Below are 13,916 nucleotides of genomic sequence, written 5' to 3' on the forward strand. Positions count from 1 at the left end.
GTCTGACGAACAGCCAAATGCCTGGCGCATAGGCCAATTGGCCGCTCCTGACACGGTTACCGACCATGGGGCACGGGCAGACGTCCCGGTATGGGCTGGACGCACGACTACGGTGACGCAGCACGCAACCGTCGCTCGGCCAATGGGCCGAACATTCATGACAGGGGTGGCCTGCAAGCTCAGGGCCATGATCACGCGGTACAAGGGATCGGGATTCCCCGCATCCTTCGGCGCCGCGCTCGCTGGATGTCCGCCCGGCTGCGGCATACCCGCGGCTGACGCCGGCTCCACCGACACCGCTCCATCAACACCGCTCCTCCGGCATCGCCCGCGGCCAGGGGCGCTTGCGGCTCGCAGCCGCAGCGCCCCGCCGCTGCAGGTGCCCGCAGCCACACCGCCCGCCGCTACAGCGCGCAGTTCTGGCTGTCGACCTGCTGGTTGGCGGCCAGGCCGGCCCTGACGTCCGCGGCGATCTCGTCCACGGTCAGGGCGTATCCGGTGTTCGGGTCGTCCAGCGACCTGGCGAAGATGACACCGGACACCTTGCCCTCGGGTGTGAGCAGCGGTCCGCCCGAGTTGCCCTGGCGGACGGTGGTGAACAGCGAGTACACATCGCGGTGCACCGTGCCGCGCCGGTAGATGTCGGGGCCGTTGGCGTTGATCCGGCCGCGGACGCGGGCCGAGCGGACGTCGTACGCACCGTTCTCGGGGAAGCCGGCGACGATCGCGCTGTCCCCGCTGCGCGCGTCGGCGTCGGCGAACTGCAGCGGCTTGGCCTTCAGATCAGGCACGTCCAGGACCGCGATGTCGCGCTCCCAGTCGTAGAGCACGACGCGCGCGTCGTAGAGCCGGCCCTCGCCGCCTATCTGCACGGTCGGCTCGTCCACGCCGCCGACGACATGGGCGTTGGTCATGACCCGTCGCTGGCCGAAGACGAAGCCGGTGCCTTCGAGCACCTTGCCGCAGCTCTGTGCCGTACCGACGACCTTGACGATGGACTGCTGGGCGCGTGCGGCGACCGGGCTGCCCGCGAGCGCGGGGTCCGGCGGACGGACCTCGGTGATGGGCTCGTTGGCGAACGGGCTGAAGACCTGCGGGAAGCCGTTCTGCGCGAGGACGGAGGAGAAGTCCGTGAACCAGGTGGACGCCTGCGTCGGCATCACGCGGGACACACCGAGCAGCACCTTGGAGCTGCGGACCTCCTTGCCGAGTGTGGGCAGGGAGGTCCCGGCGAGCGCGGAACCGATCAGCCAGGCGACCAGCAGCATCGCGACCACGTTGACCAGCGCGCCGCCGGTGGCGTCCAGGGCCCGGGCGGGTGACCAGGTGATGTACCGGCGCAGCTTGTTGCCGAGGTGAGTGGTGAAGGCCTGACCGACCGAGGCACAGACGATCACGATGATGATCGCGACGATCGCCGCGGTGGTGGACACCTCGGAGTCGTTCGTCAGCTCACCCCAGATCACGGGCAGCAGATACACCGCCACGAGTCCGCCTCCGAGGAAGCCGATCACGGACAGGATGCCGACGACGAAGCCCTGGCGATACCCGACGATTGCGAACCATACGGCGGCGACCAGCAACAAGATGTCGAGCACGTTCACCGTCATTAGCCTCGCAATGTCGTCGCCGGGTGGTCCGTCCCGGCACTGATGTCCCAGGGTCAGCCTGTCATGAGCGCCAGTCCAGAGGGACCTGCTTGCCGCGGTCCCACGGTCGTTCCCAGCCGGCGAAGTGCAGGATGCGGTCGATCACGCCGGCCGTGAAACCCCAGACCAGGGCCCCTTCGACCAGAAATGCCGGACCTCGGTGCCCGCTGGGGTGCATCGTCGTCACGCGGTTCGCCGGATCCGTGAGATCCGCCACCGGCACGGTGAAGACGCGGGCTGTCTCCGCGGGATCGACCGCACCGACGGGACTCGGGGTGCGCCACCAGCCCAGTACGGGCGTGACGACGAAACTGCTCACCGGGATGTAGAGCCTCGGCAGCACGCCGAAGATCTGGACGCCCGACGGATCGAGCCCGGTCTCCTCCTCGGCCTCGCGCAGGGCCGCCCACAGCGGGCCGGTGGTCGCCGGGTCGCCGTCCGCCGCGTCCAGGGCCCCGCCGGGGAAGGAAGGCTGTCCCGCGTGCGAGCGCAGGCTGCCCGCCCGCTCCATCAGCAGCAGCTCGGGGCCCGCCGGGCCCTCGCCGAAGAGGATGAGGACGGCGGACTGCCGCCCGCTGCCGCTCTCTGGCGGCAGAAACCTGCTGAGCTGCTCGGGCCGGACGGTCTCGGCGGCGCGCGCGACGGGGTCCAGCCACGTGGGCAGGCCGTCACTGGTGACGGTCACATCGCCGCCGGACACACCGCTCTCGTACACGTCCTGGCCCCGGGTCCTGTCGTACGTCTCTTCTCCTGCGCGCATGCGCCGCACCCCCTCGCTCACAACGCGCCGGGGCGCTCGGATCGTTCCGCCGGGTGCCCGGCGGAACGGACGGGCGGTGGCGTCACCCGCTCGCCCCCAGCGGCGGGGCCGGCATACCCGGGTAGTCGGCCGGCGGACTCAGCCGCTGGCCGGGCTGACCGCCCATCTCGTACTTCAGAAGCTTCTTCGCCTTCTCCGGGTCGGTCTCGCCCTCCCCGTACGACGGGCACAGATGGGCGATCGGGCAGGCGCCGCAGGCCGGCTTGCGGGAGTGACAGATACGGCGGCCGTGGAAGATCACCCGGTGCGAGAGCATGGTCCACTCGGACTTCGGGAAGATCTCGGCGATCTCCGCCTCGACCTTCTCGGGGTCCTCCTGCTCGGTCCACTTCCAGCGGCGCACGAGACGGCCGAAGTGGGTGTCGACGGTGATGCCGGGGACGCCGAAGGCATTGCCCAGGACCACGAAGGCGGTCTTGCGGCCGACGCCGGGGAGGCTGACCAGATCCTTGAGGTTGCCCGGGACCTCTCCGCCGAAGTTGTCCCGGAGCGCCACGGACAGGCCCAGCAGGGCCTTGGTCTTGGCCCGGAAGAAGCCGGTGGGCCGGAGGATCTCCTCGAGGGCCTCCGGCTCGGCCGCCGCCACGTCCTCGGGGGTCGGGTACTTCGCGAAGAGCGCGGGCGTCGTCTGGTTCACCCGCAGGTCCGTCGTCTGCGCGGACAGGACCGTGGCGACCAGCAGTTCGAAGGGATTGCGGAAGTCCAGCTCCGGATGGGCGTACGGATAGACGTCGGCGAGCTCACGGTTGATCCGGCGCGCGCGGCGGACCATGGCCAGCCGCGATTCCGGTTTGGGCGGCTTTACGGCTTTCCGGGTGCCGCTCCGCGACTGTTCGCCCACAGCGGAATTTTGCTTTCCGGACACTCTTCAAGCCCCCTTGGCCTGCGCTCTCACCGGCGAATTGGACACCCGGCCAGCCTACGGGCCACCACTGACATCCGCCCCGCTCCCCGGTAATCAGACCCAATCGGGCCCCTGCCGCACGAACAGACGCTCCAGTGCGTCAAACTTGTTGTGACTGATCGCACGAATATTTACTTGCCAGGGGCCGGTCGCGACGACGCCGTCGTACGCGGGTGTCCCCCGGGTAGGTGGAGTGCGGTCCGGCATCATGGGGGCCACGGTCCCTGAGCAGGTCGACAAGGAGAGAACTCGTGGACGACGTTCTGCGGCGCGCCCCGCTCTTCGCGGCGCTCGATGACGAGCAGGCCGCGGAGCTCCGCGCCTCGATGAGTGAGGTGACGCTCGCCCGGAGCGACGCCCTCTTCCACGAGGGCGACCCCGGCGACCGCCTGTACGTGGTCACCGAGGGGAAGGTCAAGCTCCACCGCACATCCCCCGACGGCCGCGAGAACATGCTCGCCGTCCTCGGCCCGGGCGAGCTCATCGGCGAGCTGTCGCTGTTCGACCCGGGACCGCGCACCGCGACCGCCAGCGCGCTGACCGAGGTGAAGCTCCTCGGCCTCGGTCACGGCGATCTCCAGCCCTGGCTGAACGTCCGGCCGGAGGTGGCCACCGCGCTGCTGCGCGCCGTGGCCCGCCGGCTGCGTAAGACCAACGACCAGATGTCCGACCTCGTCTTCTCCGACGTGCCGGGTCGTGTGGCCCGCGCGCTCCTCGATCTGTCGCGCCGCTTCGGTGTGCAGTCGGAGGAGGGCATCCACGTCGTGCACGACCTGACCCAGGAAGAGCTGGCCCAGCTGGTCGGCGCCTCCCGCGAGACGGTGAACAAGGCGCTGGCCGACTTCGCCCAGCGCGGCTGGCTGCGGCTCGAGGCCCGCGCGGTGATCCTGCTGGACGTGGAGCGGCTCGCCAAGCGCTCGCGCTGACGCCGGCGGATACGCGAAAGACCGCCGGCTGCACAGATTCGCAGCACCGGCACACAGCAGCCGAAGGGCCGCCCCCGCACGATGCGGGGGCGGCCCTTCGCGTACGTCGGTCCCGACGAACCGGGGGCGGCCCTGCGCGTCCGCCGCCCGCCGCCCGCCGAGGAGGACGCGGGCGGGCGCGCACATCCGCCGCCCCCCGCACTCGTCAGTTCTTCGTGCCGTCCACGATCAGCGGGTTGCCCGTCCCACCGCCGCACGGCACGGCGTATACCGGGTGCTTGGCCGCCGCGTCCTTGAACGCGTCGATGCACTGGTTCATCAGGACCTTGTCGCTGAGCGAGTTGTTGAGGATCTTGTTGGCCCGGGCGATGCCCTCGGCCTCGATCCTGCGGCGCTCGGACTCGGCCTTCGCCGTACGGGCCGCTTCGGTGGCCCGCTCGGTGGCCTGCTGCTGCTGGATCTTGCGGTCGATCTGGTCCTGCAGCCGGTCGGACGGCTTCACATTGCGCAGATTGACCGTGGTGACGTCGATGCCGCGCGGGGCCAGCCGTTCCTTGATCAGGTCGCCGATCTCGGTGTTGATCTGCTCGCGGGCCGAGGTGTAGCCCTCCTCGCTGGTGTGCCGGGCGAAGACATTGCGGATGATCTCCCGGCTGTCCGGGAAGACCAGCCGCTGCTGGATGGCGTCCTCGCTGCCGGCCAGCCGGTACAGCTCGACGGCCTTGGCCGGGGTCACCGCCCACTTCACGGTGAGCTCCACGTACATCACGCCGCCCTGCGAGGACCGCACCTCGACGACGTCCTTGTCGGAGAGGTTGAGGTCGACGGGACGGGTCGAGAAGGTGGTGACGTTGGTGAACGGCGAGGTGATGTTCAGTCCCGGTGTCATCGGCGAGCCGACCTTGCCGAAGGTGACCGGGACGCCCACCTCGTAGGCGCTGACGATGTGCACACAGCTCGCTGTGCCGGCGAACAGACCGGCCAGCAGCGCACCCAGCGCGCCGAGGCGGAGCCCGGTGCGGTCCTGGCTGCGGCCGACGAAGAACAGGACTGCGGCAGCGATGACGAGCAGCACGAAGAGCACGAACACGTCGGTTCCCCCCAGGAACGGATGTCAGAAGTAAGCGGAGCGTAAGACACAGGTCAACGCCTCCGACGCCTGGGGGCACGCCGGCGGTTTCCGTTCAGGGGCGCGGGTGCCCCGGGCCGTCAGATCAGGCCGTGTTCGCGCAGATACTCCATCTGCGCGCGTACCGACAGCTCGGCCGCCGGCCACAGGGACCGGTCGACGTCCGCGTACACATGCGCCACCACCTCGGCGGGGGTGCGGTGGCCGCCCTCGACCGCCGTCTCCACCTGGGCGAGCCGGTTGGCACGGTGGGCGAGATAGAACTCGACCACGCCCTGGGCGTCCTCCAGCACGGGGCCGTGGCCCGGCAGGACGGTGTGCACCCCGTCGTCGACGGTCAGCGAACGCAGCCGGCGCAGCGAGTCGAGATAGTCGCCGAGCCGTCCGTCGGGGTGCGCCACCACCGTCGTGCCGCGCCCGAGGACCGTGTCCCCGGTCAGCACGGCCCGGTCGGCCGGCAGATGGAAGCAGAGCGAGTCCGCGGTGTGCCCGGGGGCGGCGACGACCAGCATCTCCAGGCCGCCGACGCGGATGACGTTCCCCGGCGTCAGGCCCTCGTCGCCGAGCCGCAGCGCCGGGTCGAGCGCCCGGACGTTCGTGCCCGTGAGCTCCGCGAAGCGCCCGGCCCCCTCGGCGTGGTCGGGGTGGCCGTGGGTGAGGAGGGTCAGCGCGATCCGCTTGCCGGCCTTCTCCGCGGTGTCGACGACATGCCTCAGATGGGTGTCGTCGAGCGGTCCGGGGTCGATGACGACCGCGAGCTCGGAGTCCGGCTCGGAGACGATCCAGGTGTTGGTGCCGTCGAGCGTCATCGCGGAGGCGTTGGGCGCGAGGACGTTGACGGCCCGTGCGGTGGCGGGCCCGGAGAGCACACCGCCGCGGGGCTGCCCGGGCAGCGCGGCCGCGTCGGTCATCGCGGGCCCCCGGGTGCGATGCGCTTGGTGAACTCGCCGTGGCCGGGCCAGCTCAGCACCAGCTCGCCGTCCACCAGCTCGGCCGTCGCGATGACGGGCGTCATGTCCTGCTGCCGGGCCGCCGCGAGGGCGTCGGCGGCGCTGCCGCACGGCTCCAGGGCGCGCAGGGTCGACACGGTCGGCGGCATCATCAGCAGCTCGCCGCGGTCGTAGCCCGCGGCTGCCTCGGCGGGCCGGATCCACACCGTACGGTCCGCCTCCGTCGAGGCGTTCCGGGTCCGCTGGCCCTCGGGCAGGGCGGCCACGAAGAACCAGGTGTCGTAGCGGCGCGGCTCGAACTCCGGGGTGATCCAGCGCGCCCACGCGGCCAGCAGGTCGGAGCGCAGCACCAGGCCGCGCCGGTCCAGGAAGTCCGCGAAGGACAGCTCACGGTCGACCAGCGCCTGCCGGTCGGCCTCCCAGTCGTCGCCCGTGGTGTCGCTGACGACGGTGTCCGGGGTGGGGCCGGCGAGCAGCACGCCCGCCTCCTCGTACGTCTCCCTGACCGCCGCGCACACGACGGCCTGCGCGGACGCCTCGTCGAGACCGAGCCGGCCGGCCCAGTCCCGCAGTGAGGGTCCCGTCCAGCGGACCGGCCGGGAGTCGCGGGCGTCGACACCGCCACCCGGATAGGCGTACGCGCCGCCGGCGAAGGCCATGGAGACGCGCCGGCGCAGCATGTGCACGGCAGGGCCGTCCGCCCCGTCGCGCAGCAGCATGACGGTCGCGGCCCGCTTCGGCGGCACGACGGTGAGCTCACCGCTCGCGAGCGCGCGAATGCGGTCCGGCCACTCCGGCGGGTACCACTGACCATTGGACATGGGCGGATGCTATGCGTTCGCGCGCGGATGTTCGAGGGGCGGCCGGTGATCACCGGCCGCCCCTCGCCCCCGTCCGCCGGTGCCCGGGTTGTCTACGTTCCGGCGTCCGAGCTGCCGCGCGGCTTCCCGTTCGCCGTGCTCGCGTTCTTGATCGCCGTGTCGATCCGGGCCATCGACGAGCCGGAGGTGCGTCCCGGCACGGTCGCCGCGTCCACCGTGGTCGCGTTGTCGCGGAACGCGCCGCCGGTCAGCTCGAACTCACCGGGCTGCGACCCGCCCGAGTACACGATGTCGATCAGGAGGATCCGGTCGTTGTTGCTGGTGCCGTCCTTGTCGGTCGACGTGGTGAGCCAGATGTCGCCGTCGTGGTCGACCTCGACCGTGCGCAGCCGGTTGTAGGTGCTCTGGAAGTACGTCTTCTGCTCGACCAGGTTGGACGAGGCGTCGATCCGCAGGCGGTAGACGCGCTGCCCGACGGTCGTCGCGACGAAGACGTGGTCGTTGATGATCGTCAGCCCGCTCGGAGAGGCCTGGTTGGTCGGCCAGGTCTTCTTGGGCGCGATGAAGCCGGAGCAGCTGCCGCTCGTGCCCTCACAGTTGGGCCAGCCGTAGTTGCCGCCCCGCTGGATGAGGTTGACCTCGTCCATGATGCTGTTGCCGAACTCGGCCTGCCACAGACGGCCCTGGGAGTCGAAGTCCAGACCCTGCGGGTTGCGGTGGCCCATCGACCAGACGGCGTTGCCGAAGGGGTTGTCCGACGGGATGCTGCCGTCCTGGTTGATGCGCAGGATCTTGCCGTTGAGCGAGTTCTTGTCCTGTGCCCGGCTGCTGCTCTGGGCGTCGCCCATGGACGCGTAGAGCTTGCCGTCGGGGCCGAACCGCAGCCGTCCGCCGTTGTGGAAGCGGCTCTCCTCCATGCCGTCGAGCAGCACCGTGTAGCCGCTGAGCGCGTTGTTCTCGAGCTTCATGCGCGCGATGCGGTTGCCGTCGGTCGAGGTGTGCAGGAAGTACACGAAGTGGTCGGTCGCGAAGGTCGGGCTCACCTCGACGCCCATCAGGCCGCCCTCGCCGCCCGTGGTCTGCGAGTTGGGGACCTTGCCGAGCAGGGTCTTCTGGCCGGACTTGGTGAGCCGGTGGACGTTGAAGGTGTTGCGCTCGGTGAAGATGCCCGCGCCGTCCGGCAGGAACGCGACACCCCAGGCCACGTCCACGCCCGAGGCGAGGGTGGATACGGCGCCCGGGTCGGGGGTGCCGCCCGGCTGGGTGCCGGAGGTGGTGACGGTGATCTCGGGACCGAACGCGGACTTGTTGCCCTTGAGGTCGAAGGCCCTGACCTTGAACCGGTACGCGGTGTCGGCGGCCAGACCGGCGACGGTCGTCGAGGTGGAGTCGGCGGTGCCGGCGAGTGCGCCGTCGCGGTGGATCTCGTACCCGGTGACCTTCACATTGTCCGTGGAGGCGTTCCAGGCGAGGTCGACGCTGGTCGCGGTGCGGCCGGTGGAGCGCAGGTTGCCGGGGACGCTGGGTGCCTCGCCGTCCGGCGGTGCGGGCAGTGTGGCGATGGTGACGGCGTTGCTCGCGACCGAGACGTTCGCGGCGGCGTCCCGGGCGAAGACGGTCCAGTCGTACGTGGTCTGGGGGTCGAGGCCGTCCACGGTGGCGGCCAGGGTGTTCCCGTCCACCTGCTTCATCAGCTGGCCGTGCTGGTAGATGTCGTAGCCCACGACGCCGACGTTGTCGGTGGCGGCGTTCCAGGCGAGCGAGACGGTGGAGGCCGTGGGCTCCTTGTCCTTGCGCAGATCGCCGGGCGCACTGGGCTTCACGGTGTCGGCGGGGCCGCTCGCGGTGACGGTGAGTTTGTCCAGGTTGGGCCCGTCGCCGGCCGCGGTGGTGGCGCGGATCGTGTTGCTGCCCGCCCTGAGGTTCGCCGTGGCGGTCGCCGTCTTCCAGGTGGTCCAGGCGCCGGTGCCGGGGAAGGCGAGATCGTCGGCGACCGCGGTGCCGTTGACCGTGATGTCGAGGGGCCGGTCCGCCGCGGTGCCGTTGGCGTAGCGGAAGTCGAGCCGGGTGGCGGACGCCTGCGCCGATGCGACGGTGAACTCGACGTACGCGCCCGTCACGGCCTGGTAGTTGACGAAGCCGGTGCCGGAGTGGCCGGCGTGGTTGGACTCGACGGCGCCCTGGGAGATCGTCGCGGCCTCCGCCTCGTGGTCCGTGCCGGCGGGGCCGTCGGCCGGTGTGACCTCGATGTAGTCGAGGTTCGGGCCGCCCTCGGGTGCGGTGGCCGTGGCCCGGAGGGTGTTGACGCCCGCTTTCAGGGTCACCGTGGTGGTCACGGCGGACCAGGTGGTCCAGGCGCCGGTGGGCTGGAAGGCGAGGCCGGTGGGGGCGGCGCCGTTGACGGAGACGGCCAGCGGGCGGTTGCCGGTGGTGCCGTTGGCGAAGCCGAGGGCCAGGGTGGCGCTCCCGGCGGCGGGGGCGTTCACCGTGAACTCCACATAGCCGCCGGCGACGTTGGTGTAGTTGACGAAGCCGGTGCCGGAGTACCCGGCGTGGTTGGACTCGGCCAGGCCCTGCGAGATGGTCGCGGACTCGGCCTCGTACCGGACGGGGTCGGCCTTGACGGTCCCTGGCAGCGCCGCGGAGCCGGTGACGGGCTGGGCGGTGCTCGGGGTCGGCAGGGCCACGGTTAACGCTGCTGTGGCCGCGGCCACGAGGACGCCGATCGCTCCGCGCGAGCGGCGGCGGGGGGTTGGTGCCACGGATCCCTCCCACGTTCAGATCGTTAGGAAACGTTCCTAACCGCGGACAGATCACACCCGTCGACGCGTTCACGTCAAGAGCGGTGCAAGCGTTTGCCACGCATGAGTCAGGCCCCGGCCCGCCGACGAATCGGCAGGCGCGGGGCCATCTGCGCGCTGACCGGCGGTTCAGTCCCGGAGGGGGCCGCCGGTACGCGTGAAACGTGCGGGACGAAGAGACGTACGGAAACGGGAGGCGGGCCGGACGTGAAGCCGGAGCATGAAGCGCCTGGGACCTCACCCGCGGGGCACAGTCACCCCGCCGGTCCCGGACCTCGGCCGGCGGCGTCAGCTCTGGAGAAGCTCCACCTGGAGCTCGACCTCGACCGGTGCGTCCAGCGGCAGCACCGCGACGCCCACCGCGCTGCGCGCGTGCACGCCCTTGTCGCCGAACACCTCGCCCAGCAGCTCGCTCGCGCCGTTCAGCACGGCGGGCTGCCCGGTGAAGTCCGCGGCGGAGGCCACGAAGCCGACCACCTTCACCACGCGGGCGACCCGGTCCAGATCGCCGACGACGGACTTCACGGCCGCCAGGGCGTTCAGGGCACAGGTGCGCGCGAGCTCCTTGGCCTCCTCGGGGGTGACCTCACCGCCCACCTTGCCGGTGACGGGGAGCTTGCCCTCGACCATCGGCAGCTGGCCGGCGGTGTAGACGTACGCACCCGTGATCACGGCCGGCTGGTAGGCGGCCAGCGGCGGTACGACGTCCGGGAGCGTCAGGCCGAGCTCCGCCAGGCGCGCCTCGACGACGCCCGTCATGAGCTCTTCTCCCGCTTCAGGTACGCCACGAGCTGCTCGGGGTTGTTCGGCCCGGGAACGACCTGGACGAGCTCCCACCCGTCCTCGCCCCAGGTGTCCAGAATCTGCTTGGTCGCGTGCACGAGAAGGGGCACGGTCGCGTATTCCCACTTGGTCATGGGCCGACTGTAGCCGCACCCGCCCCTCGCCCCGTGACGCAGCCCGCACACCGCCTCGTGCGTAGCCCGGGGCCTTACTGGTTAGGCTCGAATACGTGAGCAGGCTCCAGGTCGTCAGCGGCAAGGGCGGTACCGGTAAGACGACGGTCGCCGCCGCCCTCGCGCTCGCCCTCGCGACGGAGGGAAAGCGAACCCTCCTCGTCGAGGTGGAGGGCAGGCAGGGCATCGCGCAACTCTTCGAGACGGAGGCGCTTCCGTACGAGGAACGGAAGATCGCCGTCGCATCCGGCGGCGGGGAGGTGTACGCCCTGGCCATCGACGCCGAGCGCGCCCTCCTCGACTACCTCCAGATGTTCTACAAACTCGGCAGCGCCGGCCGCGCCCTCAAGAAGCTCGGCGCGATCGACTTCGCGACCACCATCGCCCCCGGGGTGCGGGACGTCCTGCTGACCGGCAAGGCCTGCGAGGCCGTGCGCCGCAGGACGAAGCAGGGTGACTACACCTATGACTACGTGGTGATGGACGCCCCGCCCACCGGACGCATCACCCGCTTCCTCAATGTGAACGACGAGGTGGCCGGCCTGGCGAAGTTCGGCCCGATACACAATCAGGCCCAGGCCGTCATGCGGGTGCTGAAGTCCCCCGAGACGGCGGTCCACCTGGTGACCCTGCTCGAGGAGATGCCGGTCCAGGAGACCGCGGACGGCGTCGCTGAGCTGCGCGCCGCCGAGCTGCCCGTCGGCAGGGTGATCGTGAACATGGTGCGCCCGCACCTCCTCGACGAGGACGCGGTCCGCCACGCGGCGGACGACCGTCGCGCGGAGATCGCCAGGACCCTCACCGCGGCCGGGGTGAGCGGCGGTACGAAGCTTGTCGCTCCCCTGCTGGAACAGGCGGCCGACCACGCTCAGCGCGTCGAGCTGGAGCGCGAGCAGCGGTCCCTGCTGAGCGGGCTGGGGCTGCCCTCGTACGAACTGCCCCTGCTCAGCGAAGGGGTCGACCTCGCCGGGCTCTACCGACTGTCGAAGGAACTGCGGAAGCAAGGGACCGGCTCATGACCCTGGACGCGTCGGCGCCTCTCGAAGTCGATCCGCTCATCGACGACCCGGCCACCCGCATCATCGTGTGCTGCGGCTCGGGCGGTGTCGGCAAGACGACCACCGCCGCGGCCCTCGGCGTACGCGCGGCGGAGCGCGGCCGCCGGGTCGTCGTCCTCACCATCGACCCGGCGCGCAGGCTCGCCCAGTCCATGGGCATCGACTCCCTGGACAACGTGCCGCGCCGGGTGAAGGGCATCGACGACAGCGCCGGCGGCGAACTGCACGCCATGATGCTCGACATGAAGCGGACCTTCGACGAGATCGTCGAGGCTCACGCGGATTCCGAGCGCGCCAGGGCCATCCTGGAGAACCCCTTCTACCAGTCCCTGTCGGCCGGTTTCGCCGGTACGCAGGAGTACATGGCGATGGAGAAGCTGGGGCAGCTACGGGCCCGCGAGGACTGGGACCTCATCGTCGTCGACACCCCGCCCTCCCGCTCCGCGCTCGACTTCCTGGACGCGCCGAAGCGGCTCGGGTCGTTCCTGGACGGCAAGTTCATCAAGCTGCTGATGGCTCCGGCGAAGATGGGCGGCCGGGCGGGGATGAAGTTCCTCAATGTCGGCATGTCGATGATGACCGGGACGCTGGGCAAGCTGCTGGGGGGTCAGCTGCTGCGCGACGTGCAGACGTTCGTGGCCGCGATGGACACGATGTTCGGGGGTTTCCGCACCCGGGCCGATGCCACCTACCGGCTCCTCCAGGCGCCCGGGACCGCCTTCCTCGTGGTGGCGGCGCCCGAGCGCGACGCCCTGCGGGAGGCCGCGTACTTCGTGGAGCGGCTGGCCGCGGAGGAGATGCCGCTGGCCGGTCTGGTCCTCAACCGGGTCCATGAGAGCGGCGCCGCCCGGCTGTCGGCCGAGCGGGCGCTTGCCGCCGCAGAAAATCTTGACGAGGGTCGCATTGTGGATCAGACGTCCGGGAAGACTGGTGTTCGTGACGCCACGGGCGCCTCTCCCGAATCCCCGTCCGTGGACCACTCTCCCGAGAATCGCGACCCCGCGGAGCACACCGAACCGACGGATCACGCCGGCGCCACGGACGGTACCGACCCCGCAGAACAGTCCGGATCCGCGGACCGCACCGGCTCGACCGAGCACACCACCGAACAGCTGACAGCCGGACTGCTGCGCCTGCATGCCGAACGGATGCAGGTCCTCGCGCGTGAACAGCGAACGCGCGACCGTTTCACAGCACTCCACCCCGAGGTGGCGGTGACCCAGGTCGCCGCCCTGCCCGGCGATGTCCACGACCTCGCGGGGCTGCGGGCCATCGGCGACCGGCTCGCGACCGGAGGCGCGGCCGGAGCTCGGTGAACGGCGGCGGGCGTCCCGCCGCCGCGGTGGCCGTCCCACCTCGGCTGTCTCCGCGGTGGGTGTCCCACCTCGGCTGTCTCCGCGGTGGGTGTCCCACCTCGGCACATCCAACTGCCGCTGTCCCGCCGCGGTTGTCGCCCGGCGGCTATCCCACCGCCGCGTACGTCTCGTACGTCTCGTCGTCGTCGAGGCCCACGGGCAGGATGCCCGCGCTGCGCTCGTACTCGGTGCGAGCGGTCTCAAGCAGTCTGCGCCAGGACGTGACCGTTGGTCGTCGGCGCAGCAGTGCACGCCGTTCCCGTTCGGTCATTCCGCCCCACACACCGAACTCCACGCGGTTGTCGAGCGCATCGGCCAGGCACTCGGTCCGCACCGGACATCCGGTGCACACCGCCTTGGCCCTGTTCTGCGCTGCCCCTTGTACGAACAGTTCATCCGGATCGGTAGTGCGGCAGGCTGCCTGCGCACTCCAGTCGGTTACCCAGCCCATGCCGGCGCCGTCCTCTCCCGAATCGAGGCTCCCCCACGGCGGCAGCGGCATATTCACCGCTGCCAGTTGAGGACGTTACGGAAGGTGGGCACAGCG

The 13,916-nt window shown here is 70.7% G+C and carries 14 protein-coding genes; 4 read left to right on the forward strand and 10 right to left on the reverse strand.

The window, feature by feature from the left end; translation table 11 throughout:
* Positions 1 to 90 precede the first annotated feature (90 nt).
* A complete protein-coding gene (locus RPQ07_RS17130; protein ID WP_313945014.1) occupies positions 91 to 279 on the forward strand; it encodes a hypothetical protein in 189 nt (62 codons plus the stop codon).
* Between the two features lie 125 nt (positions 280 to 404).
* On the opposite strand, the gene RPQ07_RS17135 is transcribed toward RPQ07_RS17130, so the two are convergent.
* The 3 genes from RPQ07_RS17135 to nth form a co-directional block, all read right to left on the reverse strand.
* On the reverse strand, positions 405 to 1,604 hold the full coding sequence (locus RPQ07_RS17135; RefSeq protein WP_313945015.1) for a MarP family serine protease: 1,200 nt from the start codon (positions 1,602 to 1,604) through the stop codon (positions 405 to 407).
* A 67-nt stretch (positions 1,605 to 1,671) separates the two neighbouring features.
* Positions 1,672 to 2,409 carry a CoA pyrophosphatase gene (locus RPQ07_RS17140; RefSeq protein ID WP_313945016.1) on the reverse strand — a complete coding sequence of 246 codons (738 nt, stop codon included), beginning with the start codon at positions 2,407 to 2,409 and terminating at the stop codon, positions 1,672 to 1,674.
* A gap of 82 nt (positions 2,410 to 2,491) precedes the next feature.
* Entirely contained in the window at positions 2,492 to 3,310 is an 819-nt protein-coding gene (gene nth, locus RPQ07_RS17145; RefSeq protein ID WP_313945017.1) for an endonuclease III, read from the reverse strand.
* 314 nt (positions 3,311 to 3,624) lie between these two features.
* Here nth and RPQ07_RS17150 point away from each other — a divergent pair, with 314 nt between their 5' ends.
* Positions 3,625 to 4,299, forward strand: a complete 675-nt coding sequence (locus tag RPQ07_RS17150; RefSeq protein ID WP_313945018.1) for a Crp/Fnr family transcriptional regulator — start codon at positions 3,625 to 3,627, stop codon at positions 4,297 to 4,299.
* Positions 4,300 to 4,504: 205 nt separating this feature from the next.
* Here the strand turns inward: RPQ07_RS17150 and RPQ07_RS17155 are convergent, their stop codons facing one another.
* The 6 genes from RPQ07_RS17155 to RPQ07_RS17180 all read right to left on the reverse strand — a co-directional run bounded on the left by RPQ07_RS17155 (position 4,505) and on the right by RPQ07_RS17180 (position 10,917).
* The gene (locus RPQ07_RS17155; protein WP_313945019.1) at positions 4,505 to 5,389 is read right to left on the reverse strand and encodes a prohibitin family protein; all 885 of its coding nucleotides are present in this window, start codon (positions 5,387 to 5,389) and stop codon (positions 4,505 to 4,507) included.
* Between the two features lie 119 nt (positions 5,390 to 5,508).
* Positions 5,509 to 6,339 carry an MBL fold metallo-hydrolase gene (locus tag RPQ07_RS17160; RefSeq protein WP_313945020.1) on the reverse strand — a complete coding sequence of 277 codons (831 nt, stop codon included), beginning with the start codon at positions 6,337 to 6,339 and terminating at the stop codon, positions 5,509 to 5,511.
* Positions 6,336 to 7,199, reverse strand: coding sequence for an NUDIX hydrolase (locus RPQ07_RS17165; protein WP_313945021.1), 864 nt, complete (start codon positions 7,197 to 7,199; stop codon positions 6,336 to 6,338). The genes RPQ07_RS17160 and RPQ07_RS17165 overlap by 4 nt, the downstream gene beginning before the upstream one ends.
* 92 nt (positions 7,200 to 7,291) lie before the next feature.
* Positions 7,292 to 9,961, reverse strand: coding sequence for a PQQ-dependent sugar dehydrogenase (locus RPQ07_RS17170; protein ID WP_313945022.1), 2,670 nt, complete (start codon positions 9,959 to 9,961; stop codon positions 7,292 to 7,294).
* Positions 9,962 to 10,288: 327 nt separating this feature from the next.
* Positions 10,289 to 10,759 carry a RidA family protein gene (locus tag RPQ07_RS17175; RefSeq protein WP_313945023.1) on the reverse strand — a complete coding sequence of 157 codons (471 nt, stop codon included), beginning with the start codon at positions 10,757 to 10,759 and terminating at the stop codon, positions 10,289 to 10,291.
* The gene (locus tag RPQ07_RS17180) at positions 10,756 to 10,917 is read right to left on the reverse strand and encodes a DUF4177 domain-containing protein (RefSeq protein WP_005314434.1); all 162 of its coding nucleotides are present in this window, start codon (positions 10,915 to 10,917) and stop codon (positions 10,756 to 10,758) included. Before RPQ07_RS17180 ends, RPQ07_RS17175 begins: the two co-directional genes overlap by 4 nt.
* 95 nt (positions 10,918 to 11,012) lie before the next feature.
* Here RPQ07_RS17180 and RPQ07_RS17185 point away from each other — a divergent pair, with 95 nt between their 5' ends.
* Both RPQ07_RS17185 and RPQ07_RS17190 read left to right on the forward strand, forming a co-directional pair.
* Complete coding sequence (locus RPQ07_RS17185) at positions 11,013 to 11,975, forward strand: ArsA family ATPase (protein WP_313945024.1); 963 nt, start codon at positions 11,013 to 11,015, stop codon at positions 11,973 to 11,975.
* Positions 11,972 to 13,330, forward strand: a complete 1,359-nt coding sequence (locus RPQ07_RS17190; RefSeq protein WP_313945025.1) for an ArsA family ATPase — start codon at positions 11,972 to 11,974, stop codon at positions 13,328 to 13,330. Before RPQ07_RS17185 ends, RPQ07_RS17190 begins: the two co-directional genes overlap by 4 nt.
* Positions 13,331 to 13,475: 145 nt before the next feature.
* On the opposite strand, the gene RPQ07_RS17195 is transcribed toward RPQ07_RS17190, so the two are convergent.
* On the reverse strand, positions 13,476 to 13,820 hold the full coding sequence (locus RPQ07_RS17195) for a WhiB family transcriptional regulator (RefSeq protein WP_177149633.1): 345 nt from the start codon (positions 13,818 to 13,820) through the stop codon (positions 13,476 to 13,478).
* Positions 13,821 to 13,916: the final 96 nt, after the last annotated feature.

It is taken from the genome of Streptomyces sp. AM8-1-1 (assembly GCF_032229325.1).
Lineage (GTDB): Bacteria > Actinomycetota > Actinomycetes > Streptomycetales > Streptomycetaceae > Streptomyces > Streptomyces achmelvichensis.